The organism is Streptomyces sp. NBC_00019 (genome assembly GCF_045041015.1).
GTDB lineage: Bacteria > Actinomycetota > Actinomycetes > Streptomycetales > Streptomycetaceae > Streptomyces.
The window spans coordinates 3,207,576-3,232,000 of the sequence record NZ_CP108302.1 but is presented as its reverse complement, the minus strand read 5'-3'; the positions used below and the strand labels follow the sequence as shown (position 1 = coordinate 3,232,000).

At 70.6% G+C, this 24,425-nt stretch carries 18 protein-coding genes and 2 pseudogenes; 9 read left to right on the top strand and 11 right to left on the bottom strand.

All coding sequences use genetic code 11. The annotated features are described in order from the left end of the window. Nucleotides 1-6: 6 nt before the first annotated feature. On the bottom strand, nt 7-1,191 hold the full coding sequence (locus tag OHU89_RS15420; RefSeq protein ID WP_405643196.1) for a MarP family serine protease: 1,185 nt from the start codon (nt 1,189-1,191) through the stop codon (nt 7-9). Nucleotides 1,192-1,495: 304 nt separating this feature from the next. On the opposite strand from OHU89_RS15420, the pseudogene OHU89_RS15415 reads away from it, so the two are divergent. Beyond that, nucleotides 1,496-2,245: pseudogene (locus tag OHU89_RS15415) on the top strand (peptidoglycan recognition protein); the annotation flags it as partial. 213 nt (nt 2,246-2,458) lie between these two features. Here OHU89_RS15415 and OHU89_RS15410 read toward each other — a convergent pair. Further along, a complete protein-coding gene (locus OHU89_RS15410; RefSeq protein ID WP_405643195.1) occupies nt 2,459-3,586 on the bottom strand; it encodes a lipid II:glycine glycyltransferase FemX in 1,128 nt (375 codons plus the stop codon). Between the two features lie 101 nt (nt 3,587-3,687). Beyond that, the gene (locus OHU89_RS15405; protein WP_405643194.1) at nt 3,688-3,996 is read right to left on the bottom strand and encodes an STAS domain-containing protein; all 309 of its coding nucleotides are present in this window, start codon (nt 3,994-3,996) and stop codon (nt 3,688-3,690) included. On the opposite strand from OHU89_RS15405, the gene OHU89_RS15400 reads away from it, so the two are divergent. Continuing rightward, nucleotides 3,995-5,008 (top strand): methyltransferase, encoded by a 1,014-nt coding sequence (locus tag OHU89_RS15400; RefSeq protein WP_405643193.1) that lies wholly within the window; start codon nt 3,995-3,997, stop codon nt 5,006-5,008. The genes OHU89_RS15405 and OHU89_RS15400 overlap by 2 nt on opposite strands. Nucleotides 5,009-5,116: 108 nt before the next feature. After that, complete coding sequence (locus OHU89_RS15395; protein ID WP_361477060.1) at nt 5,117-5,329, top strand: hypothetical protein; 213 nt, start codon at nt 5,117-5,119, stop codon at nt 5,327-5,329. Between the two features lie 3 nt (nt 5,330-5,332). On the opposite strand, the gene OHU89_RS15390 is transcribed toward OHU89_RS15395, so the two are convergent. The 5 genes from OHU89_RS15390 to OHU89_RS15370 all read right to left on the bottom strand — a co-directional run bounded on the left by OHU89_RS15390 (nt 5,333) and on the right by OHU89_RS15370 (nt 11,310). Then, nucleotides 5,333-5,872, bottom strand: a complete 540-nt coding sequence (locus tag OHU89_RS15390; protein WP_405643190.1) for a carboxymuconolactone decarboxylase family protein — start codon at nt 5,870-5,872, stop codon at nt 5,333-5,335. Nucleotides 5,873-5,892: 20 nt separating this feature from the next. Continuing rightward, nucleotides 5,893-6,411, bottom strand: a complete 519-nt coding sequence (locus tag OHU89_RS15385) for a DUF4240 domain-containing protein (protein ID WP_405654507.1) — start codon at nt 6,409-6,411, stop codon at nt 5,893-5,895. Between the two features lie 56 nt (nt 6,412-6,467). Then, complete coding sequence (locus OHU89_RS15380) at nt 6,468-7,445, bottom strand: helix-turn-helix transcriptional regulator (RefSeq protein WP_405643188.1); 978 nt, start codon at nt 7,443-7,445, stop codon at nt 6,468-6,470. A gap of 63 nt (nt 7,446-7,508) precedes the next feature. After that, nucleotides 7,509-10,214, bottom strand: coding sequence for a pyruvate dehydrogenase (acetyl-transferring), homodimeric type (gene aceE / locus OHU89_RS15375; protein ID WP_405643186.1), 2,706 nt, complete (start codon nt 10,212-10,214; stop codon nt 7,509-7,511). Nucleotides 10,215-10,677: 463 nt separating this feature from the next. After that, nucleotides 10,678-11,310 (bottom strand): GntR family transcriptional regulator, encoded by a 633-nt coding sequence (locus tag OHU89_RS15370; protein ID WP_046257782.1) that lies wholly within the window; start codon nt 11,308-11,310, stop codon nt 10,678-10,680. 287 nt (nt 11,311-11,597) lie between these two features. Between OHU89_RS15370 and OHU89_RS15365 the strand changes: the two genes are divergently transcribed. Then, nucleotides 11,598-12,263, top strand: coding sequence for a hypothetical protein (locus OHU89_RS15365; RefSeq protein ID WP_405643184.1), 666 nt, complete (start codon nt 11,598-11,600; stop codon nt 12,261-12,263). A gap of 63 nt (nt 12,264-12,326) precedes the next feature. On the opposite strand, the gene sucB is transcribed toward OHU89_RS15365, so the two are convergent. The 3 genes from sucB to OHU89_RS15350 all read right to left on the bottom strand — a co-directional run bounded on the left by sucB (nt 12,327) and on the right by OHU89_RS15350 (nt 17,517). Next, nucleotides 12,327-14,147 carry a 2-oxoglutarate dehydrogenase, E2 component, dihydrolipoamide succinyltransferase gene (sucB, locus tag OHU89_RS15360; protein ID WP_405643182.1) on the bottom strand — a complete coding sequence of 607 codons (1,821 nt, stop codon included), beginning with the start codon at nt 14,145-14,147 and terminating at the stop codon, nt 12,327-12,329. A 67-nt stretch (nt 14,148-14,214) separates the two neighbouring features. Further along, the gene (gene lpdA / locus OHU89_RS15355; protein ID WP_405643181.1) at nt 14,215-15,603 is read right to left on the bottom strand and encodes a dihydrolipoyl dehydrogenase; all 1,389 of its coding nucleotides are present in this window, start codon (nt 15,601-15,603) and stop codon (nt 14,215-14,217) included. Nucleotides 15,604-15,996: 393 nt separating this feature from the next. Then, a complete protein-coding gene (locus tag OHU89_RS15350) occupies nt 15,997-17,517 on the bottom strand; it encodes a leucyl aminopeptidase (RefSeq protein ID WP_405643179.1) in 1,521 nt (506 codons plus the stop codon). A 381-nt stretch (nt 17,518-17,898) separates the two neighbouring features. Here OHU89_RS15350 and OHU89_RS15345 point away from each other — a divergent pair, with 381 nt between their 5' ends. The 5 genes and pseudogenes from OHU89_RS15345 to OHU89_RS15325 all read left to right on the top strand — a co-directional run bounded on the left by OHU89_RS15345 (nt 17,899) and on the right by OHU89_RS15325 (nt 24,417). Continuing rightward, entirely contained in the window at nt 17,899-19,884 is a 1,986-nt protein-coding gene (locus OHU89_RS15345; protein WP_405654505.1) for a hypothetical protein, read from the top strand. A 136-nt stretch (nt 19,885-20,020) separates the two neighbouring features. Continuing rightward, nucleotides 20,021-21,573, top strand: a pseudogene (gene pelF, locus OHU89_RS15340) (GT4 family glycosyltransferase PelF). Then, the gene (locus OHU89_RS15335) at nt 21,570-23,021 is read left to right on the top strand and encodes a hypothetical protein (RefSeq protein WP_405643177.1); all 1,452 of its coding nucleotides are present in this window, start codon (nt 21,570-21,572) and stop codon (nt 23,019-23,021) included. The pseudogene pelF and the gene OHU89_RS15335 overlap by 4 nt, the downstream one beginning before the upstream one ends. Continuing rightward, entirely contained in the window at nt 23,018-23,644 is a 627-nt protein-coding gene (locus OHU89_RS15330) for a spherulation-specific family 4 protein (RefSeq protein WP_405643175.1), read from the top strand. Before OHU89_RS15335 ends, OHU89_RS15330 begins: the two co-directional genes overlap by 4 nt. Then, complete coding sequence (locus tag OHU89_RS15325; RefSeq protein WP_405643173.1) at nt 23,641-24,417, top strand: endo alpha-1,4 polygalactosaminidase; 777 nt, start codon at nt 23,641-23,643, stop codon at nt 24,415-24,417. Before OHU89_RS15330 ends, OHU89_RS15325 begins: the two co-directional genes overlap by 4 nt. The last annotated feature ends 8 nt before the right edge of the window (nt 24,418-24,425 follow it).

Genomic DNA, 24,425 nt, shown 5'->3' with positions numbered 1-24,425 from the left:
GACCGGCTACGACGTGACCAGGTCACCCGTGTCCACCGGCGCCGTCGCCTCCGCCGCCCGCTCGGCGTCGGCGGCGACCTCGTCGGCGGTCAGCACGTACCCCGTCTCGTCGTCCGACGTGGACCGGGCGAAGACGACTCCGTACACCTTGCCGTCCGTCGTCAGCAGCGGCCCGCCGGAGTTGCCCGGGCGGACCGTCGACCGGATCGAGTAGATCTCGCGGGTGGCGGTCCCGTCGTTGTAGATGTTCTGGCCGTTCGCCTGGACCCGGTTGGCGACGGTGGCCGCCTGGAGGTTGAGGTCGCCGTCCTGCGGATAGCCCGCGACGACCGCGGAGTCGCCGCGCGTGGCGTTGTCGTCGAAGCGCAGCACCGGTGCCTCCAGATCGGGCACGTACAGCACCGCCACGTCCTTGTCCGGATCGAAGAGCACCACGCGTGCCTCGTACGACCGTCCGACCCCGCCCACCCGGACGGTCGGCTCGTCGATGCCGGCCACCACATGGGCGTTGGTCATGACGTGCTCGGTGGAGTAGACGAAGCCGCTGCCCTCGCGGCCCTGGGTGCCGGAGATGCCCTCGATCTTCACGGTGCTGCGCTTGGCCGCGTTCGTGGCGCTCGCGGTGACGCTGTCGCCGGTGGGCTTGGCGACCCGGGCCGTCGACTCGTTCTCGAAGGGGTTGAAGACCTGGGGGAAGCCCGCCTCGGTGAGCGCGGACGTGGCCCGGGAGAACCAGGCCGGAGTGGTGTCCGGCATGGCGTTCTGCACGGCACCCAGCAGCCGTGAGTCCTGGATCGCCGTGGTGAGCACCGCGGACGAGGACGCGCCCAGCACGCTCGCCGCCACCCACGCCACGATCAGCACGGCGATCGAGTTGGCAGCGGCGCCGCCGACCCCGTCGGCGACCCGCAGCGGCCCCTGGTCCAGCTCCCGGCGCAGCCGCAGCGCCAGACGCCCCGCGAGTTCGTGCCCGACGACGGCCGGAACCAGCACCGTGAGCACCGCCGTCACCGTCGCCGAAGTGCTGCCCGGGGTCACCAGGTCCATCATCCAGGGCAGCACCCACACGCCGATGATCGCGCCGCCCACGAAACCGGCGAGCGAGACACAGCCGGCCACCAGGCCGCGCCGGTAGCCGGATGCCGCATAGGCCAGGGTCACCAGCACCAGCAGGATGTCGAGCAGGTCCACGGAGCCGCCTTTCTCTTGGACCCCTTATTACGGAGGGGACGGGCCCAGTGATCAGCAGACACGCGCGCGTGACACCCGGAACCGGCCACGCGTGCGTGCACACGCTGTGCGTGTATCCGGAGAAACGCCCCGGACCAGGACGATGGTTCCACCGGGTGGCACACCACACATCGCGGACGCGGAGGATCCGTCCGAGAGTGGGACCATGCGTGTCCGAAGAGCGCGGGGGATACGACGGCGGCGAGCGGTCCGAATACGGACCGGGGCGCCGCGCCGGAGGATCCACCTGCCGACCGGAGTGCTGCTGCTGCTCGCCTGTGTCCCCGGGCTGGCGGCCGTCGTGGTCCTCGTCCTCTGCGCGCACGGCGTCGAGCGCCGGGCCGAGGCCCGCTCCGCACACCCCCTCGCGGCCCGCCCCGCCGCACTCCACCACGCGGCGAAGCCGCGCATAGTGCCGAGGTCGGTCTGGACAACGGACACGGGCGAGGCCAACACGGCCGCCCTCACCCCGCCCCCGGCCCGCTACGACGACAAGGTCGTCGCCGTCTTCATCCACCACACCGACTCGCCCAACACCTACGACTGCGCAGACGCGCCCCGCATCATCCGCTACCTCGCCGCCGGCCAGACCGGCGCCCGCGACTGGGACGACATCGGCTACAACTTCCTCGTCGACCGCTGCGGCACGATCTACGAGGGCCGCGCGGGAGGTGTCGACCGCCCCGTCACCGGCGCCCACACCCAGGGCTTCAACCACCGCACGTCCGGCATCGCGGCCCTGGGCACCTTCACGGCGGGCGTCCCGGTACCGCAGGCGATGACCGACGCGATCGCCTCGCTGGCGGCCTGGAAACTGGGCCTCGCGGACGTGGACCCGCGCAGAACCGTGAAACTGACATCGAGCAACGGCCTCAGCCGCTACGCCGCCGGCACCACCGCCGCCCTCCCCGCCATCGCCGGCCACGAGGACGGCTACATGACCAGCTGCCCCGGCGCGGCCCTCTCGGCCCGCCTCCCGGAGATCAGACAGACGGCGGCGAGACTCCAGGGCAGGTACCCGCCGTCGACCTCGCCACAGAGCGGCCTCCCGACGACGGGCGACCGGGTGGCGTTGCCGCAGCGCGGCTTCACCGCCCCCGGCGACCGGACGATTCCGCCGTGGGGTGACGCTCCGGCGCCGGACAGCCGCGTCCCCGGGCCACAGGCGGGCCGCCCACCGTCCGAGCAGCCGCCCCCGCCCGCGCCTTGAGCGTCGTCATCGACCGGCTCACCGGCGCCCGAGATACGCCCGCAGGGCCCGCTGGAGCACCTTCCCCTGGCTGCCGACGGGCCGTTCCCACTCGCCGAGGTACTCCACGGCGTAGCCGCCCGCGCCCGTCTTGAAGCGCAGGCGGCCCAGCAGCCGGTCGTCGGTGAGGGCGGGGGTGATGGACCGCAGGTCGTACGTCTCGCAGCCCGCCGACCGCGCGTCGTTCATCATCCGCCACAACAGGGCGCTGCTGGGCCGCAGTTGACGCCCCTGTCGCCCGGACGCGGCGTAGGAGTGCCATGCGCACGAGCCGACGTTGATCATGAGCGCGGCGGAGAGCACGATGCCGTCGTACTCGGCGAGATAGAGCCGCACCCGGTCGTCGTCCTCGGCGTTCAGGGCCTTCCACATTCGGCGGAAGTAGTCCAGCGGCCGGGCCTTGAAGCCGTCGTGCGCGGCGGTCGAGACATACAGCCGGTGGAAGTCGGGCAGGTCCGACGCCGAGCCCCAGGAGACCCGGACCCCGGCCCCCTCCGCCGTACTCAACGACTGCTCCCAGTGCGGGGCGAGGCCCTCGCGCAGATCGTCCGCCGTGCGCCCCTCGAGCGGGACGAGGCACCCATAACGCGGCTGACCGAGCCCGAAACCGTTCCCGTCGCCCTCCGCGCACCGCCGCCACCCGAGCCGCCCCAGCCGCTCGGCCGCGTCCAGCGCGTATCCGTCGATGGCGGCCGCGGGCAGGTCGTTGAGATGGCCTACGGCGGGGTCGGCGATGCCCGTCGCGACGGTCCCCGGGTCCCACTGCCGTACGACGACCGGCGGCCCGATCCGCACCGAGAACGCCCCGCGCGCCTCCAGATGGGCGATGAGCGGGTCCAGCCAGCGCTCCAGCCGGGGGTCCCGCCAGTCGATCCCGGGCCCGTCGGGGAGGTACGCCAGGAAGCGCCGCGTCCCGGGCAGCGGCCGGTACAGCACCAGCGCCGCCGCGGCCAGCGCCTCGCCCTCGAACCAACCGACGCTCTCCGCCCGCCAGTCCGGCTTCGCATCGCCCCACTCGGGGATCTGGAGATGGCTCGCGTCGGGATGCAGCCGCAAGTGGGCGAGATGTTCCTCGCGCGATATCTCCCGCACGTCCGGGCTGGTCATGGGCAGGGTGCTCCTGTTCGGGGCCGCCACGGTACGCCGGGGATCACGGCACCGGTCAAGAGTTCAAAGGTGAACCTTCCGGACGCGTCCCGTGACGTCGGTCACCGGATCGCCCGCAGCGCCTCGGTCAGCCGGGGGTGGACCTCCAGGTGCCGGTCGGCGGCGGTGAGACGCAGGACGCGGCGGGTGAGCGGGTGCGGGGCGACGACGAGGAGCCTGACCGTCACCGAGTCGGCGAGGTCCCGTAGGTCCTCCAGTACGTCGACACCGGCCGAGGTCAGACACGGATCGCGCAGGTCGACGACGACCGTGCTCGCCTCCTGGCCGCGGGCGCGCAGCAGTTGGCGTACGAGGGAGGCACGTATGTGTTCGGCGTTGGCGATGTCGATGATCTCGTCCACCCCGACCATGCCGACCGATTCGCGCAGTTCCGCCGCATTCCTCGTCGAAGAGTCGCTGGGCTACCTCTTCCCCGCCGCGCTGCGTGCGGCGGCGGCCGTCGGGGTGGCGGACCACCTCACCGATGGCCCCCGCTCGCCCGCCGAACTGGCCGAGGTCACCGCCACGGACGCCCGCAACCTCTACCGGGTGCTCCGACTGCTCGCCACCCGCGGCATCGTCGCGGAGGACCCGGAGGGCCGCTTCCGACTCACCGCCACCGGCGACGCCCTGCGCACCGACGCCCCGCACTCCGCCCGCTCGGCGATCCTGATGAACACCGACCGCAGCCTGTGGCTCCCGGCCGCCGAGATGGGCCGCTGTCTGACCGAGGGGACCTCGGTGTTCGAGGGCATCTTCGGGATGCCGTTCTTCGCACACTTCGCCCAGGACGAGGCGACCGCCGCCGTCTTCCACACAGGGATGGCCGCCATGTCCGACCCCGAGAACGAACCGATCGCTGCCGCGTACGACTTCCTGCGGACGGGCACGGTCGTCGACGTGGGCGGCGGCCACGGAGGCCTCCTCCTGGAGGTCCTGCGCCACAACCCGGGCCTGCGGGGTGTGCTCTACGACCAGCCGCACGTACTGGCCGGCCATCGCCTCGACGTCGAGGAGACCGCGGGCCGTTGGAGCGTGGCGGAGGGCGACTTCTTCACCGCCGTGCCCCCGGGAGACGTCCACCTCCTCAAGCGCATCCTCCACGACTGGGAGGACGACCGGTGCGTGACCGTCCTGGAGCGCTGCCGGGAGGCCATGGCGCCGGGCGGCCGGATCCTGGTGGTGGACGCGGTCGTTCCCCGGGACAACGCACCCCACCAGGCCAAGACCCTCGACCTCCTGCTGATGTCCGCCCTCGTCGGCCGCGAACGCACCGAGGCCGACTTCGCCGGACTGTTCGCGGCGGCGGGCCTCAGGATCTCGCGCATCGTGCCGACACCGACGGTCCTGTCGGTCGTGGAGGCGGTGGCCGAGTCGACGTAGCCGAGCCCACGCCCGGTCCGCTCACAGGTTCCTCGCAGGCGACTCATGGATCACCCCGAAACTGCCGCCCTACCGTCATGCCATAGGCACTGACTGGAGGTGGGGAAGATGAACAGCAGTCACAGCAACACCAAGATGTCCCGCGGCCCCTGGGCGGCCCTGTGCGCCGCCGTGGCCGTCGTCCTCGGCCCGGCCGCCGTCACGGCCTCCGCCCTCGACCAGGCGAACGCGGCCCCGATGCACCACGTGGTCCTGAAGGTCGACCAGACCCAGGCGTACATCCCGACGGACACGACCCGCAGGCGCGCGACCGCCGTCTGAGTCTCACCCGGGTCCGTCGCCCGTCAGACCGAGGAACTGTTCCCCGGACGGGTCGACGTCCACTCCGAGGCCGTTCATGAGGCCCGCCAGCATGACGTAGTAGCCGACCGTCGTGACGATCTCGACGACCTGGCGATCGGTGAAGGAGGCGCAAAGAGCCGTCAACACGCCCTCGGACAGGGTGTATCGGGAGACGAGCTCGAAGGTCGCCGCGACCGCAGCCGACTCCGCCGGGTCGAACTCCGGCCCGCTGGAGCGCAGTTCGGCGATGGTCGTCAACTGGGCGTCCGACACACCGGAGTTGAGCGCGATCGGCCGGTGCTGCGCGGCTTCGTACGCGCACTCCGTGCCGGCGGCCACCGCCATGATCACCAGCTCGCGCAGCCGGACCGGCAGCGTCGACTCGAGCAGGACCGCCAGGCCCAGGTCGATCGCCGTGTCCGTGAGCGGCGGGGCGTGGGAGAGCATGCGGAAGGCGTTGAGCGGCACGGGAAGCTTCGCGACACCGTCGGCGGGATGTTCCGGGTACGGGATTCGAGCCATGGTTCCCCCTGAAGTAGACGTCAGCCCCTGAACCGCTCCCACAGCTTCGGATACCGCTCCGACAACACCCGCTCGCTCTCGAAGTCGACCGGTGTCCCCTCCGGCTCGGGCGGCGCGGGCGGGATTCCGAGGTCGGGGGCGACGACGCCGGTGAGCTGTTCGTACGCCTCGTCGGCGGCGTACCCCAGCTCCTCCCCGTCGCCGTCGATCTCTTCGTCGAAGTCGTTCAGGAGGTCGGACAGCGAGTCGGGTGCGTGCACGGCACCCTCGTACACCTCGCGCCCCTGCCCGATCAGCCAGCAGCGGAAGAAGTCGAAGGCGTCGTCGCTGGCCCCGTCGAGCAGGACCCAGGCCGCGCCCCACAGGTCCCAGGTGTACGCACGGTTGTAGCGGGCCTCGAAGTGACGGGCGAAGTCCAGGACCATGTCGGGGTCCATCTGGAGGAGCCGGTCGATGAGAAGGTCCGCCTGCTCCTCGGGGTCGCCCTCGGCGGCCCCGCGGGCGGCGTCCACCAGCTCCCAGAACTCCGTCTCGTCCATCACGGGTCCAGCATCGGCCCTGGACGGGTGAGGCGCACGTGGAGTGCGGCGGATTGTTATGTCCCGTACAGACCGGCCAGACGGCGCGCGTCCTCCGCGAAACATGCCCGCAGACCCTCCGGAGCCAGCACCTCCACCTCCGGGCCCAGCGACAGCAACTGCGTACGGGCGACCTTCTCCGACTCCACGGCGACCGTCACGGTCACCCAGCCGTCCTCGTCCGGCGCCCCCGCCCGCTCCAGCGCCTCCCCGGTGGAGACCCGGTCGGCCAGGGCGTACGGCAGCCGGCGCACCCCGTCCGGTGACAGCCGTACGACGACCTCGGCCCGCAGGATCGACCGTGCGAACCGCTCCGCCTGGTCCTCCCAGAAGGCGGGGAGATCGAACTCCTCGTCGCGTTCGAAGCGGTCCGCCGAGGGTTCCACCGTCGTGAACCGGTCGATCCGGTACACCCGGAAGGAACCGGGGTCGGGAATCCGCGCGCACAGGTACCAGACCCCCGCCTTCAGCACGAGCCCGTACGGCTCCAGCTCCCGCTCGACCTCCACCGCCCCCTTGCGATAGCGGGCGGTGACCCGCCGGTCGTCCCACACCGCGTCGGCGATCGCGGGCAGCAGCTCGGGCGTCTTCGGCTCGCTCCACCAGTTCGGGGCGTCCAGATGGAAGCGCTGGGACGCCGTCCTCGAGGCGTCCCGGAGCGAGGGGAGCAGCGCCGCGGAGACCTTCAGACGGGCGGCCGAGGCGGCGTCCTCCAGGCCCATCTCGCGCAGCGCCCCGGGCACACCGGACAGGAACAGCGCCTCCGCCTCACCCCGCGCCAGCCCGGTCAGCCGGGTCCGGTACCCGCCGATCAGCCGGTAGCCCCCGGCCCGCCCCCGATCCGCGTACACCGGAACCCCGGCCTCCGACAGCGCCTGCGCATCCCGGGTGATCGTCCGCTCGGACACCTCCAGCTCCCGCGCCAGCTCGGCGGCGGTCATGGAGGGCCGGGACTGGAGAAGCAGGACCATCTTGATGAGGCGGGCGGCACGCATACAGCCCATGATGCAATGGGGCCCCCGCCGAAGCGGGGGCCCCATCACACAACCACCACAGACCTACAGGCCGTACTTCTCGCGCGCTTCCTTCACCGCCGTCGCCTTGACCTCGCCGCGCCTGGCGAGCTGGGCCAGGGCCGCGACCACGATGGACTCGGCGTCGACGCCGAAGTGGCGGCGGGCCCCCTCGCGGGTGTCCGAGAGGCCGAAGCCGTCGGCACCGAGCGACGAGTAGTCCTGCTCGACCCACTGCGCGATCTGGTCCGGGACCTGGCGCATGTAGTCGGAGACCGCCAGCACCGGACCCTCGGCGCCGTGCAGCGCCTGACGGACGTACGGCACCCGCTCCTCGCCGCGCAGAAGGGCCGCGTCGGCCTCCAGCGCGTCGCGGCGCAGCTCGGTCCAGGAGGTCGCGGACCATACGTCGGCGGCCACACCCCACTCCTCGGCCAGCAGCTTCTGCGCCCGAAGCGCCCAGTGGATCGCCGTGCCGGAGCTCAGCAGCTGGATGCGCGGGGCGTTCGCCGCGGCCACGTCGAGGCCCGCCGACTCCGCCGTGTTGAAGCGGTACAGGCCCTTGACGATGCCCTCGTCGATGCCGAGCCCGGAGGGCTTGGCCGGCTGCGGCATGGGCTCGTTGTAGACCGTGAGGTAGTAGAAGACGTTCGGGTCCTCGCCCGGGGCCGCCTCGCCGTACATCCGGCGCAGACCGTCCTTGACGATCGCCGCGACCTCGTACGCGAACGCCGGGTCGTACGTCAGGGAGGCCGGGTTCGTCGCCGCGATCACCGGCGAGTGACCGTCCGCGTGCTGCAGCCCCTCGCCCGTCAGCGTCGTACGGCCCGCCGTCGCACCCACCAGGAAGCCGCGGCCCAGCTGGTCGCCGAGCTGCCACATCTGGTCGGCCGTGCGCTGCCAGCCGAACATCGAGTAGAAGATGTAGAACGGGATCATCGCTTCGCCGTGCGTGGAGTACGCGGTGGACGCGGCGATGAAGTCGGCCATCGAACCGGCCTCGGTGATCCCCTCGTTGAGGATCTGGCCGTTCTTGGCCTCCTTGTAGTACATCAGCTGGTCACGGTCGACCGGCTCGTACGTCTGGCCCTTGGGGGAGTAGATGCCCAGGGACGGGAAGAGGCTCTCCATGCCGAAGGTGCGCGCCTCGTCGGGGACGATCGGCACCCAGCGCCTGCCCGTCTCCTTGTCGCGGACCAGGTCCTTGATCAGGCGGACGAAGGCCATGGTGGTGGCCACGTTCTGGGAGCCGGAGCCCTTGTCGAAGGAGGCGAAGGCCTTCTCGGCGGGGGCGGGCAGCGGGGCGAGCGCGTGCGTACGACGGGCCGGGGCGGGACCGCCGAGAGCGGCGCGGCGCTCCTGGAGGTAGCGGACCTCGGGGGAGTCGGCGCCGGGGTGGCCGTAGGGCACGACCCCGTCGACGAACTGAGCGTCGGAGATGGGGAGTTCAAGAAGATCACGCATCGTCTTGAACTCGTCCACCGTGAGCTTCTTCATCTGGTGGTTGGCGTTCTTCGACGCGAAGCCCTCGCCGAGGGTGTTGCCCTTGACCGTCTGGGCCAGGATGACCGTCGGGGCACCCTTGAACTCGACGGCGGCCTTGTAGGCGGCGTAGACCTTGCGCGCCTCGTGGCCACCGCGGGAGAAGTGGAAACACTCGAGGATCTTGTCGTCGCTCAGCAGCTTCGCCATCTCGGCGAGCGCCGGGTCCTTGCCGAAGAAGTCCTCGCGGATGTAGGCGGCACCGCGGGTCTGGTACGTCTGGACCTGCGCGTCCGGTACCTCGCGGAGCCGTCGTACGAGCGCACCCGTGGTGTCGAGCTGGAACAGCTCGTCCCAGGCCGTGCCCCACAGCGTCTTGATGACGTTCCAGCCGGCGCCGCGGAACTGGGCCTCCAGCTCCTGCACGATCTTGAAGTTCGCGCGGACCGGGCCGTCGAGGCGCTGCAGGTTGCAGTTGATGACGAAGGTGAGGTTGTCGAGACCCTCACGGCTCGCGAGTGCGAGTGCCGCCGTCGACTCCGGCTCGTCCATCTCGCCGTCGCCGAGGAAGGCCCAGACGTGGGAGGCGGAGACGTCCTTGATGCCGCGGTTGGTCAGGTACCGGTTGAAGCGCGCCTGATAGATCGCGGAGAGCGGGCCCAGACCCATGGAGACGGTCGGGAACTCCCACAGCCAGGGCAGCCGGCGCGGGTGCGGGTAGGACGGCAGACCGTTGCCCCCCGACTCCCGGCGGAAGTTGTCGAGCTGGTGCTCGTTCAGTCGGCCGTCGAGGAAGGCGCGGGCGTAGATGCCGGGGGAGGCATGGCCCTGGATGTAGAGCTGGTCGCCGGAACCGTCGGCTTCCTTGCCCTTGAAGAAGTGGTTGAAGCCGGTCTCGTAGAGCCAGGCCGCGGAGGCGAAGGTGGCGATGTGGCCGCCGACGCCGTATTTGGAGCCACGGGTGACCATCGCGGCCGCGTTCCAGCGGTTCCACGCGGTGATCTTCCGCTCGATCTCCTCGTCACCGGGCGCCGAGGGCTCGGCGGCGGTGGGGATGGTGTTGACGTAGTCCGTCTCGAGCAGCTTGGGCAGCGCGATGCCGTTGCCCTCCGCGCGCTCCAGCGTGCGGCGCATCAGGTACGCGGCACGGTGCGGGCCGGCAGCCGTGGCGACCGCGTCCAGTGAGGCCTGCCATTCGGCGGTCTCCTCGGGGTCACGGTCCGGGAGCTGGTCGAGCTCGCTCGGCTGGATGGCGTTGGGGTCGGTCATGTCGCCGCCTTCCTCAGTCGAAGGGGGTTCCCTCATCGGTAAGGGTTCGGGGGTGCCCTAGGTCTTTGGCAGGACAGGGCTCAAGCCTCGGTGGAGGCCAGTCAGCCTCGGTAGAGGCCCGTCGGCGACTTTAACTCCCTGATCGATGATCGATCAAAGGGTTGAAGGGCAAAACCTCTCGATTGCGAGAAAGTAGGCACGGGGTGCCTCCGGCGGTGGCACGGGGTGACGTTATCGCTCCGGTGTTTTTGCAGGTGAGAGTGCGTTTGAGCGAGGGCACGCTCGGTTGGCCAGGGGTGCGGGCCTGTGGCGATGTGCGGCTCTGCCGCGCGGGCGTGACCAGCCCCGCGCGACCGCAGATACACACGCATCCGCAACACCCCTGGCGGGGTCGAAGGGGCGCCAGCCCCTGGGGACGGGACGGGTGGGGGCGGCGGGGGCGAAACACCTCCGGCGACGACGGCTAGTCGGCTTCGTGCCGCGGCGCGCAGCCCAGCACATGCGCCTTCACCAGCTCCGCGATCCGCGGATCCCGGCGCCGGAACGCCTGTACGAGCTCCTCGTGCTCCTCCGCGTACGACTGCTGGACCGTGCCCAGCCAGCGGATCGACAGGGCCGTGAAGACCTCGATGCCGAGCCCCTCCCAGGTGTGCAGGAGGACGGAGTTGCCGGCCGCGCGGACCATCTCCCGGTGGAAGCCCACCGTGTGCCGCACCTGTCCCGTCCCGTCGGACGCGCGGTCGGCCTCGTAGAGCGCGGCGACATGCGGCTCGAGCGCCGAGCAGTCCTGCGCCAGCCGCTCCGCCGCCAGCTCCGCCGCGATCGCCTCAAGACCGGCCCGGACCGGGTAGCTCTCCTCCAGGTCGGCCGCCGTCAGGTTCCGCACCCGCACGCCCTTGTTCGGCGCCGACTCGATCAGCCGCAGCGACTCCAGCTCGCGCAGCGCCTCCCGCACGGGGGTCTGACTGACCTCCAGCTCGGTGGCGATCCGTCGCTCCACGATCCGCTCGCCCGGCTTCCAGCGACCGCTGACGATCCCTTCCACGATGTGCTCGCGGATCTGTTCGCGCAGCGAGTGGACGACGGGCGCGGTCATGAGTGCTCCTTAGGGAGGGGCCGCCCATCGGCCCCGGGGGCGTTTGACGTTTAGACAATAAGGCCGCACGCGCTTTCCCGAGGGGCGCACGGGGGCGCTTTCATGCAGGTGAGACGAGACTTACACGCTCCACAGGGCGGCTCACCCTGTAAAGACCCGTACCGGGTACGGCCCGGAGCGGTCACCACCGTGTCACCACCGGAACCCTGTGAGCCCCCACCCCCGTCGCGGTCGGCGTGGGAGTGCCCGCCAGGGGCGCCCCCTTGCACCAACCATCGGGGGATGGCATGAACAACCAAGGACGACGCGGAGCCCTCCGCTGGGCGGCCACGGCGGCCGTGATCGGTATGGTCCTGGGCGTGACGGGCTGCCAGCAGACGTCGACCCGGGCGGCGGCGAAGCCCCAGGCCTCGGAAGCGATCACCGGCAAGGCGGCCTCCGGTTCCTCCGGTGGCGCCTGCGTCTTCATCAAGCCCGACGGCGCCCAGAAGTTCGGCCACGTCGGCTGGGGCTTCCGCGTCGCGGGCACCGACCGCTGGGTGTACGGCGCGGTGGAGAACCCGAGCGGCAAGCTGTACACGCCTCCCGGCGGCAACATCGGTGCGTGGCATGCGGAAGGGTCGTACGACCGCATGCTCGGCGAGATGTCCCGCGACGCCCACTACCCCGGCAACTCCGAGCACCCGTACAGCCGTTACCGCTGCACGAAGTCGTCGACACACGACACGAACGCCGCCCGCGCGATGATCCGCACCGTCGAGTCCCGCGGCTTCCTCGTCGGCTTCGACCCGAAGACCGGCGACCTCACCTCCCGGGACTGCCTGGACGCGACGTACGACGTCCTGAAGGCGTACCGCACCAAGGGACTCACACGCGCCGACAAGCTGTCCGTCCCGAACGCGTGGGTCGAGCTGCTGTGGGGCTGGTCGGACAAGCGGCTGACGCCCCGGTGACACGACGGTGCCCCGTCCGGAAAGCTCCGGGCGGGGCACCGTACAGGCACTGCTTCCTGAGGCTTACAGGCCGAGCTCGACCTCGAACTCGCCCGCCTCCAGGATCGCCTTGACCGCGGTCAGGTAGCGGGCCGCGTCGGCGCCGTCCACCAGACGGTGGTCGTAGGAGAGGGTCAGGTAGGTCATGTCGCGGACGGCGATGACCGTGCCCTCTTCGGTCTCCAGGACGGCCGGGCGCTTGACGGTGGCGCCGATGCCGAGGATCGCGACCTGGCCCGGCGGCACGATGATCGTGTCGAAGAGCGCACCGCGCGAACCGGTGTTGGAGATGGTGAAGGTCGCGCCGGACAGCTCGTCGGGCGTGATCTTGTTGGCGCGGACCTTGCCGGCCAGCTCCGCCGTGGCCTTCGCGATGCCGGCGATGTTGAGGTCCCCCGCGTGCTTGATGACCGGGGTCATCAGGCCCTTCTCGGAGTCCACCGCGATACCGATGTTCTCGGTGTCGAAGTAGGTGATCGTGCCTTCGCCCTCGTTGATCTTGGCGTTGATCGGCGCGTGCGCCTTCAGCGCCTGGGCCGCGGCCTTGACGAAGAACGGCATCGGGGAGAGCTTGACGCCCTCACGGGCGGCGAAGGAGTCCTTCGCGCGGCCGCGGAGCTTCATCAGACGCGTGACGTCGACCTCGACGACCGAGGAGAGCTGCGCCTGCTCGTGCAGCGCCTTGACCATGTTGTCGCCGATGACCTTGCGGATGCGCGGCATCTTGACGGTCTGGCCACGCAGCGGCGAGGCCTCCAGCGTCGGCGCCTTCTTGGCGGCGGGGGCAGCCGGGGCGGCAGCGGCCGGAGCCGGAGCAGCGGCGGCGGCCTTCGCGGCCTCGGCGGCGGCGATGACGTCCTGCTTGCGGATACGACCGCCGACGCCGGTGCCCTTGACGGCGGCCAGGTCGACACCGTTCTCGGCGGCGAGCTTGCGCACCAGCGGGGTCACGTAGGCACCGTCGTCACCCGCGGTGGCGGCGGGCGCGGCCGGAGCGGCGGCGACCGGAGCCGGAGCGGCCGGCGCGGGGGCCGGGGCAGCCGGAGCCGGGGCAGCGACGGCCGGGGCCGGCGGAGCCACGGGCGCGGCGGGGGCCGGAGCCGGGGCCGGCGGGGCCACGGGGGCGGCCGGGGCAGCCGGAGCCGGAGCGGCGGCGGCCGGGGCCGGAGCGGCGGCGGCCGGGGCCGGAGCGGCGGGAGCCGGAGCAGCGGCCGGAGCCGCACCCGGGGCACCGATGACGGCCAGCTTGGCGCCGACCTCAGCGGTCTCGTCCTCGCCGACCGTGATCTCCAGCAGCACACCCGAGGTGGGCGCCGGGATCTCGGTGTCGACCTTGTCCGTGGAGACCTCGAGCAGCGGCTCGTCGGCCTCGACGGAGTCACCGACCGACTTCAGCCAGCGGGTGACGGTGCCCTCGGTGACCGACTCGCCGAGCGCGGGCAGGACGACGTCCGTGCCCTCGGCGGAGCCGGCGCCGGTGGCGGCCTCGGCGGTCGGAGCGGGCGCCGGAGCGGCCTGCTCGGTGGAGGGGGCCGCAGCTGCCGGCTCCGGAGCCGCGGCGGGCTCGGGCTCGGCGGCGGGGGCCGGGGCGGCAGCGGGCGCGCCCGAGCCGTCGTCGATGACGGCCAGCTCGGCGCCGACCTCGACCGTCTCGTCCTCGGCGACCTTGATGGAGGCCAGGATGCCGGCGGCGGGGGAGGGGATCTCGGTGTCGACCTTGTCGGTCGAGACCTCGAGCAGCGGCTCGTCGGCCTCTACTCGCTCACCCTCGGCCTTCAGCCAGCGGGTGACAGTGCCCTCGGTGACGCTCTCGCCGAGCGCCGGAAGGGTTACGGAAACCGCCATGGTTTCGGTTGCTCCTTACGAATTGCGGAAGTCTGTGTCGTCGCGAAGTCGCTTCGTCGACCGAGGGTCAGTCGTGAGCGTGCAGCGGCTTGCCGGCCAGTGCCAGGTGGGCCTCGCCCAGCGCCTCGTTCTGCGTCGGGTGGGCGTGGATGAGCTGGGCGACCTCGGCCGGCAGCGCCTCCCAGTTGTAGATCAGCTGGGCTTCGCCGACCTGCTCGCCCATGCGGTCGCCGACCATGTGGACGCCGACCACGGCACCGTCCTTCACCTGGACGAGCTTGATCTCGCCCGCGGTGTTCAGGATCTTGCTCTTGCCGTTGCCCGCCAGGTTGTACTTCAGAGCGACGACCTTGTCCGCACCGTAGATCTCCTTGGCCTTGGCCTCGGTGATACCGACGGAGGCGACCTCCGGGTGGCAGTAGGTCACGCGGGGGACACCGTCGTAGTCGATCGGGACGGCCTTGAGGCCGGCCAGACGCTCCGCCACCAGGATGCCCTCGGCGAAGCCGACGTGCGCGAGCTGGAGGGTCGGGACCAGGTCGCCGACGGCGGAGATGGTGGGGACGTTCGTCCGCATGTACTCGTCGACCAGGACATAGCCGCGGTCCATCGCGACGCCCTGCTCCTCGTAACCGAGACCGGCGGAGACCGGGCCACGGCCGACGGCGACGAGCAGAAGCTCGGCCTCGAACTCCTTGCCGTCGGCGAGGGTGACCTTGACGCCGTCGGCGGTGTACTCGGCCTTCGAGAAGAAGGTGCCCAGGTTGAACTTGATGCCGCGCTTGCGGAACGCGCGCTCAAGAAGCTTGGAGGAGTTCTCGTCCTCGAGCGGGGCGAGGTGCTTGAGACCCTCGATGATCGTGATGTCGGTGCCGAAGGACTTCCAGGCGGAGGCGAACTCGACGCCGATGACACCGCCGCCGAGGACGATGGCCGACTTCGGCACGCGGTCCAGGACGAGGGCGTGGTCCGAGGAGATGATGCGGTTGCCGTCGATCTCCAGGCCCGGCAGCGACTTCGGCACGGAGCCGGTCGCGAGGAGGACGTGGCGGCCCTGGATGCGCTGGCCGTTCACGTCGACCGAGGTGGGGGAGGACAGCCGGCCCTCACCCTCGATGTACGTCACCTTGCGGGAGGCGACCAGACCCTGCAGGCCCTTGTAGAGCCCGGAGATCACGCCGTCCTTGTACTTGTGGACCCCGGCGATGTCGATGCCCTCGAAGGTGGCCTTCACGCCGAACTGCTCGCTCTCGCGGGCCTGGTCGGCGATCTCGCCCGCGTGCAGCAGGGCCTTGGTGGGGATGCACCCTCGGTGCAGGCAGGTACCGCCGACCTTGTCCTTCTCGATCAGGGCGACGTCAAGCCCCAGCTGCGCCCCGCGCAGGGCCGCGGCGTAACCGCCACTACCACCGCCGAGGATCACTAGGTCGAAAACGGTGCTGGCGTCGTTCGCCACGTCACGTCCTCCATGCATGTGCGCCGTACGCCGGTCTCCTGTGACCGCGCGGCGGCTGGTGTCCGGCCGCTCTTTCTTCGGCCCTGTGGTGGGGGCCCTGTCCTGCCGAGTGCCATCTTCGCACTTGTCGGAGGAGAACGAGACGCCGGGCCGGGGTGTGAGACACCACACGCTCACATGTGAGCACCTCACTTTGAGGCAGGGGCCGCGGTGAGACACGTAGGGGCGCGGGGCTGTGTCGATGTGCGGCTCCGCCGCGCGGGCGCGATCAGCCCCGGGGGCGGTCGGGCGTACGGGGCACCGACCCACCCGGGGGCGCGGGGAACTGCGCGACCAGCCACCACCGGTCCGCACTCGCCCACGCCCCTCGGCGACCGAGCTCTCAGGCGAACGTCACCCCAGGTCACCCGCAGCCGTCAGCTCCGCCAGCCGCACCAGCGTCCTGACAGCGGTACCCGTGCCCCCCTTGGGCGTGTACCCGAAAGGCCCACCCTCGTTGAACGCGGGACCCGCGATGTCGAGGTGCGCCCACGTGATGCCCTCACCCACGAACTCCCGCAGGAAGAGCCCCGCGACCAGCCCGCCACCCATCCGCTCACCCATGTTCGCGAGATCGGCCGTGGGGGAGTCCATCCCCTTGCGCAGGTGCTCCGGCAGCGGCATCGGCCAGGAAGGCTCGCCCACCTCTGCCGCGGCCTCGTACACCGCGGAGCGGAACGCGTCGTCGTTCGCCATGATCCCGAACGTCCGGTTGCCCAGCGCCAGCATCATCGCGCCGGTCAGCGTCGCCACGTCGACGATCGCGTCCGGCTTCTCCGCGGAGGCGGCCCACAGCGCGTCCGCGAGGACCAGCCGGCCCTCGGCGTCGGTGTTGAGCACCTCGACGGTCTTGCCGCTGTACATCCGCAGCACGTCACCCGGCCGCACGGCGGAACCCGACGGCATGTTCTCGGCGAGCGCCAGCCACGCGGTGACGTTCACTTCCAGACCCAGCCGCGCGACGGCCACGATGGCGGCGAAGACAGCGGCCGCCCCGCTCATGTCGCACTTCATCGTCTCGTTGTGACCGGCCGGCTTCAGCGAGATGCCGCCCGAGTCGTACGTGATGCCCTTGCCGACGAGCGCGAGGTGCTTCTTCGCCTTGGGCGAGGTGTACGTCAGCTTCACCAGCCGGGGCGCCGCCGCCGAACCGCCGCCGACGCCCAGGATGCCGCCGTAGCCGCCCTTGAGCAGTGCCTTCTCGTCGAGCACCTGCACCTTGATGCCGTGCTCCTTGGCCGCGGCCTGCGCGACGGCCGCGAAGGCCTCCGGGTACAGGTCGTTCGGCGGGGTGTTGACGAGGTCACGGGCCCGGTTGAGCTCCTCGGTGACCGCGAGGGCACGCTCCACGGCCGCCTTGTACGCCTTGTCGCGCGGCTTGCCGCCGAGGAGGGTGACCTCGGCGAGGGGCGCCTTGCCGTTCTTCGGGTCCTTGGCGTTCTCCTTGTACGCGTCGAAGGAGTACGCGCCGAGGAGAGCGCCCTCGGCGACCGCGCCGGCGTCGGCGGCGTCCGTCAGCGGCAGCGCGAAGGCGGCCTTCTTGGAGCCGGTCAGCACGCGGGCGGCGGCGCCGGCGGCCCGGCGGAGCGCCTCGGAGTCGAAGGAGGAGTCCTTCTCGGGCTCCGGGCCGAGCCCCACCGCCACCACGAGGGGAGTCTTGAAGCCGGACGGCGCCGGCAGCTTCGTCACCTCGCCCTCGGCGCCGGAGGCACCGAGGGTCTCCAGGACGCCGGCGAGGCTGCCGTCGTAGGCCTTGTCCACAGCTTCGGCGCCCGGGGCGACGACCGGGCCCTTCGCGCCCTTGGCGACACCGATCACGATCGCGTCGGCCCGCAGGCCGGGCGCCGCGGCGGTGCTGAGAGTGAGAGCAGTCACGGTGGTGAAATCTCGCTTCCGATGTGAAGTTCAGTTGGTCGAATGTGGGTGGGTCGACCGGGCCCGACAGCCGACCCTAGAACCGTGTCCGGGGGCGGCATCGACCGGGGCCTTCACCCCGTCGATGAACACCCGGAACGAGCCTACGCGCGTATGGCTGGTTCGCTCATTCCTACGGGCGTTCACCTGTGAGTGGCGTCATGGCCACTTCTCAATCCTTACTCCCGGTGAGCTCAGTCACACTCCTCGTGTTCCGGTGAGCGCATCGCTCACCGCTTTGCATGATTTCCACTGATCATCCTTGGATTTACCACAAGGGGATCTTCTGGGGGAGGACACACACAATGGAGTGCGCACAGATGGAGGGGCGCGGCCGCTTCCCTGACCGCCGCCGGGCTACTGGCGTTGGGTCTCGGAGCACCAGGTGCGGCGGCCGCGGTGACGCCGCGCATCGATCTCAAAGTGCTGGTCGTGGACAACGGCGACAGCCTCGTCCAGGCCATCACCGCCCAGCTGAAGAGCACGGGCATCCCGTACACCACCGTCGACCTGAACGACGCGAACCGCCCCGCCATCACGGCCGCGTTCCTCAGCGACACGGTCAACGGCACGCCCCGGGCCAGGTACCAGGGCGTCGTCCTGCCCAACGAGGCCCCGTTCGGCGCCGGTTCGGCCGAACAGACCGCGCTGGAGACGTACGAGAAGACGTACGGCATCCCGCAGGTCGACGCCTACACCTGGGCGCACCCGGGCGTCGGCCTGGAGTACAGCAGCTACTCCGGCTCGCTGGACGGTCAGGCCGCGGGCATCACGGCCGCCGGCAGGTCGGGGTACTTCGGATACCTCGACGGCGCCCTCGCCTTCGAGGACAACTCCCCGTCGGTGATGGAGAGTTACGGCTATGTGGCCACCCCCGGGGCGGGCTTCACCAGCTATGTCGACACCGCCGTGCCCGGCGGCTCGGGCCGCGGCAGCCTCGTCGGCGAGTACGTCCACGACGGGCGCCGCGAACTCGTCGTGACCTTCGCGTACAACCAGTACCAGCAGCAGTTCCGGGTACTCGCCCGCGGCATCGTCGAGTGGCTGACCCAAGGAGTGCACCTGGGACAGGCGCGCAACTACTTCGCCGTGCACATCGACGACGTCTTCGCTCCCGACGGCCGCTGGGACACCGAACACAACTGCACCCCCGGCGACTTCGACTGCGCGGGCGGTGACGGCGCGGGAACCACGCCGATCCGGATGACCGCCGCCGACGCGGTCCGCGCAGCCCAGTGGCAGCAGGAGCAGGGCTTCACGCTCGACATGGTCTACAACGCCGGTTCCGGCGAGGAGTGGAAGACCGAGAACGGCGGCACGGACGCCCTCGCCACCCAGCTGCTCGCCGACAAGGCCAAGTACCGCTGGATCAACCACACGTACACGCACAAGTTCCTCGGCTGCGTCCAGGACACCTCCACGGTGCCGTGGAGCTGCGCGAAGAACACCAGCGGCGCGACCCAGTACATGAGCCGGGCCGACATCTCCGCGGAGATCCGCAACAACTACAACTGGGGCGTCAACAAGGGCCTTCCGCTGACCCGCGCCGAGCTGGTCACCGGCGAGCACTCGGGCCTGAAGACGCTGCCGCAGCAGCCGAACGACAACCCCAACCTCGCCGGCGCCCTCGCCGACAACGGCATCAAGTGGACCGCCTCCGACAACTCCCGTGAACCCGACCAGCGTTCGGTCGGCAGCGGCGTCCTGACCGTGCCCCGCTACCCGATGAACGTGTACTACAACGTCGGTACGAACGCCGAGATGGTCGACGAGTACAACTGGATCTACGCCTCGGCGGCCGACGGCGGCAGCGGCATCTGCGAGAACAACCCGTCCTCCACCTGCCTGGCCGAGCCGCTCGACCCGGCCACGGGCTACACGTCGTACATCGTCCCCCAGGAGGCCCGCACCGCCCTCGGACACGCCATCAGCAACGACCCGCGTCCGCACTACGCCCACCAGTCGAACCTGGCCGAGGACCGGACCCTCTACCCGGTCATGAACAAGGTCCTCACCGACTACCGGGCGCTCTTCGCCGACAACACCCCGGTCCAGAACCTTGCCCAGGCCGCCCTCGGCACCGAACTCCAGCGCCGCGCCACCTGGCAGGCCGCGCTGGCCTCCGGCAAGGTCACGGCGTACCGCGTCGGCACGACGGTCACGATCACGGCACCGAACGGGACGCAGATCCCGGTGACGGCCCCGGAGGGCACGAAGCAGCAGCTCCTGATCGGCACGACCACCTTCGGTACGGCGTACGCGGGAAGGCGCTCGGCCTGGACCACGCCGGCGGTACTGCAGTCCGCGTTGACACTGAAGCTGCCGTAGGGGGAGCGCCCCTCAAGGGGCGCGGGGCTGTATCGATTTGCGGCTACCGCCGCGTGGGCGCGACCAGCCACGACGCGGCGGTAGCCGGAGCACAGCCCCCGTACATCATCCGCAAACAGGGGGGAACCGCGCCGCGATGCGCACGGGCCGTCACGTCACCATGCTCACCGAAGGCACCTATCCACATGTCCACGGCGGCGTCAGCACCTGGTGCGACCAGCTCGTCAAGGGCATGCCGGAGGTCGACTTCCACATCCTCTCGCTCACCGGCAGCGGCCGCGAACCCGTGACCTGGGAGCTGCCGCCGAACGTCTATCGCCACACCTCCGTGCCGACCTGGGGCCCACGCCCTGGCCGCAGACACGCCCCGTACGGCAGGGTGCGGCGCCGTTTCATCGACTCCTACGAGCGTTTCCTGCTCTCCTTCCTCGACCCCGAGGCCCACTGCGACTTCGGCGAGGCCCTGTACGAGCTGGCCGAACTCGCCCGCGACGGACGCCTGTCGGCCGCACTGCGCACGGAGTCGGCACTGCGCTCGCTGATGTGGATATGGACGATGCCGCACCTGGCGACGGCCGAGGCCCGCCCCACGGTCCACGACGCACTCACCGCGACGGACCTGCTGGAACATGCCCTGCGCCCGCTGGGCGTCCGCATCCCCGAGGACTCGGTGGCACACGCGGTGAGCAGCGGCCTGGCCACCCTGCCCGCCCTCGCCGCCCATCAACTGGACGGCGTACCGTTCCTCCTCACCGAGCACGGCATCTACCTGCGCGAGCGCTACCTCGGCTACCGCTCGGACGCCCAACGCTGGCCCGTGAAGGCGTTCATGCTCGGCTTCTACCGCGAGCTCAACTCCCTTGGCTACAAGGTCGCCGACCTCATCACCCCGTGCAACCAGTACAACCGCCGCTGGGAGGAGCGCGGCGGCGCCGACGCCGACAAGATCCGCACGGTCTACAACGGCGTGGACCCCGCCGCCTTCCCGCACGCGGGACCCGAACCCGAGGTCCCGACCCTCACCTGGTGCGGCCGCGTCGACCCCATCAAGGACCTGGAGACCCTGATCCGCTCCTACGCCATGGTCCGCGCCGAGATGCCGGAGACCAGGCTCAGACTCTTCGGCCCGGTCCCGCCCGGCGGCGAGGAGTACAAGACCCGGCTGGAGAAGCTCGCCGCCGAACTCGGCGTCACCGACGGCCTCACCTTCGAGGGCCGTATCAGCGAGGTCTGGCGGGCCTACGCGGCCGGCCACGTGGTCATGCTCTCCTCCATCTCCGAGGGCTTCCCGTTCTCCATCATCGAGGCCATGTCCTGCGGCCGTACGACGGTGTCGACGGACGTCGGGGGAGTGAGCGAGGCGGTCGGCGACACAGGTCTGGTGGTGCCCCCGCGTGAGCCGGAGAAGCTGGCGGCAGCGGCCCTGACCCTGCTCAGGGATGACGAACGGCGGCTGAAACTGGGCGAGTTGTCACGGCAGAGAGTGATCGACCGGTTCACACTGCGCCGTTCCGTTGACAATTTCCGTTCACACTGCGCCGTTCCGTTGACAATTTCCGGACGATCTACCAGGAGCTCGCCGGTATGCCCGAGGTGTACGAGCCCGCGCTCGAGACCGTCGCCGACTGGACCCTCGAACTGCGCGACCCCTGGTACGCCGCGGTCGCGACGGACGGGACCGGCTGGTGAGCGGATCCGTCTGGCTGCCCCCGGGTGCCCGCCCGGACACCCTGCCCAGCATCCCCAGGCAGCGCACCCCCAGCTGGGCCCGACCCGACCCCCTCGACGAACTCGCCGAGCGCCTCGACGACTTCGTCGCCGCGGCCGTCCATCCCGACGAGATAGCCGCGCTCCTGGAGTCCGACGGCATGTCGGACGACCAGATACGCGAGCGGCACGGCCTGAAGAACTCCTTCGCCCTCGCCGAGGAGCTCTACGAACGCGTCGAGCGCCGCTATCCCGAACCGGAGGGCCCGGTCCACGACCTCTGGCAGGTAGGCCTGTTGGGCTGCCTCTTGCGGGGCGTCGTCTTCGCCCTCCCCGGCTTGGGCTACGTACTGGGCGCCCCGCTGATGGCCGCCCCCAGAGACCTCGGCCTCCCGGCAGGCACGGTCCCCCTTCTCGCCGGCGCCCTGGTCGGCTGGACCTGCAACCAGGGTCTCGCGCACCGGGCGTACTCCTGGCTGGGCCTGGGATACCGCACGGCGGCCCAACGCAGCCTGCTGCTGGGGGCGCCGGTGGGCGTGGTGCTGGGCGCCCTGGTCGCCCTCCTGGTCGCGGGCACGGGCGACATGACGGGGGTGGCCTTCGCCGCCGGACAGTCCCTGTACCTGGGCGCGTCGACGGTCCTGCTGGTCCTCGGTCGCGAACGCTCCCTGTTGTTCGCCCTGTTGCCGATGTCGGCGGGCGCGGCCCTGGCTTTGTTCCACACCCCGTCGACGGCACTCAGGCTCGTCCTGCTGTTGGGCTCCTTGCTGGCGGTGGTGGTCCTAGGTCTACTGGAAGTCCTGCCTGTGGGTGACGGACCTCAGGGGCGCGGGGCTGTATGGAATGTGCGGCTACCGCCGCGTGGGCGCGACAAGCCACAACGGACCCGCGGCCGACAGTCGACAATGGGCCCCCGACTCGTTTCCTCCCTCCCCTACGCCCTGTTCGGTCTGGGCACCGGCGTCCTCGTCCTCTACGCAGCCCTGGACAACGCCCTGACCGCCGTAGCCCTCACCCTCAGCATGGGCCCCGCCGAATGGCTCCTCCACCGCTTCCGCAGCGGCAGCCTCGCAGGCCTGCGCAACACCAGCACCTCAAGGGCCTTCTGGTGTACGACGGCCACCACGCTGGTCGAATGCCTGACCGCCTACCTGGTCACCCTTCTCGTCCTGGGCCTCGCCATGTCCGCCCTGTCGCCAGGTCTGCTGGTGCTGGGCGTGGTCCTCTGGACCGGTCTGCTGCTCCAGTCCTTCGGCGCGATCCTCAGCGCGACGGCGGTCTGCTGCGCCGCGGCGCTGGCCCAGACCCTCGCGCTGCTGACCCACACGGGCAACCCGCACTGGGTCGCCCTGATCGTCCACGGCACGGCGGCCGCGGCCCAAACCGCCCTCGTCTGGGCCCTGTTGGGAAGGGTGACGGCCCACCGATGAGCACTCTCCTGATCCCGTACTACGAGCACCCGTCCGTCCGCCCCGCCGAATGGAACGCGATCATCGCGGCCGCACCCCGCCTCTACGGCGTCGTCCTCAACCCGGCCAGCGGCCCCGGCGACGCCCCCGACGAGGCCTTCTCCGAGGTCGCCGCAAGGCTGCGGGCAGCAGGCACACAGGTGTTGGGCTACGCCGACACGGACTACGCCCGCAGAGCGCCCGCCGACGTGGTCCGCGACCTCACCCGCCACCGCGACTGGTACGGCACGGACGGCGCCTTCCTGGACCAAGTCACCTCGGGCCCGGAGGAGTTCGCGTACTACCGGCGGCTCGCCACCGCCGTCCGAGGCACCCTCGACCTGAACCACGGCACCACACCACACCCCTCCTACGCCCGCATCGCCGACGTCCTCGTCACCATCGAGGGCACCTGGTCGACGTACCGCCGACAGCCCCCGCAACCCTGGCGCGGCGGCAAGGACGTACGGCTGTGCCACCTGGTGTACGGCGTCCCGGACGGCGCCGATCCGGCGGCGGAAGGGGCGGACCTGTACTGCGCGGTCCCCGGGGTGGGAGATCATCCTTGGGGTACGTTGCCCCACACTCTGGAGCCCGCTCGGTGAGACGCGTTTTCTGGCTGGTCCCCCTGCTTCTGCTGGCCGCCTGCACGGCGACCCCGGACGCGAAACCGGGCCCGCGCTGGCAGCCGGCCCCCGGCCTGGACTGGCAGTGGCAGCTCAGCGGCCGGACGGTCGACACCTCCGTCGACGTCCCGGTCTACGACATCGACGGCTTCGACCAGCCCAGGTCCACCGTCACCGCGCTGCACGGCAAGGGCCGCAAGGTGATCTGCTATCTCTCCACCGGCGCCTGGGAGGACTGGCGCCCCGACGCGCAGAAGTTCCCCAAGTCGGTCATCGGCCGCGGCAACGGCTGGGAGGGCGAGAAGTGGCTCGACATCCGCAAGACGGACGCCCTGGAGCCGTTGATGGCGGACCGCATGGACATGTGCCGTGAGAAGGGCTTCGACGCGGTGGAGCCCGACAACATGGACGGCTACAAGAACCGCACCGGCTTCCCTCTGAAGGCCGCCGACCAGCTCCGCTACAACCGCCTCATCGCGAAACTCGCCCACGACCGGGGCATGTCGGTGGGCTTGAAGAACGACCTGGACCAAATCCCCGAACTGGTCGACGACTTCGACTTCGCGGTCAACGAACAGTGCGCCCAGTACGACGAGTGCGAGGCCAACGCGCCGTTCATCGAGGCGAAGAAGGCGGTCTTCCACGTGGAGTACGAACTGCCGACGAGCAAGTTCTGCGCGGAGTCACAAAAGCTGAAGCTGAGTTCGATGCTGAAGAAGTACGAGCTGGGAGTATGGCGCCGAGCATGCTGAAACTGCGC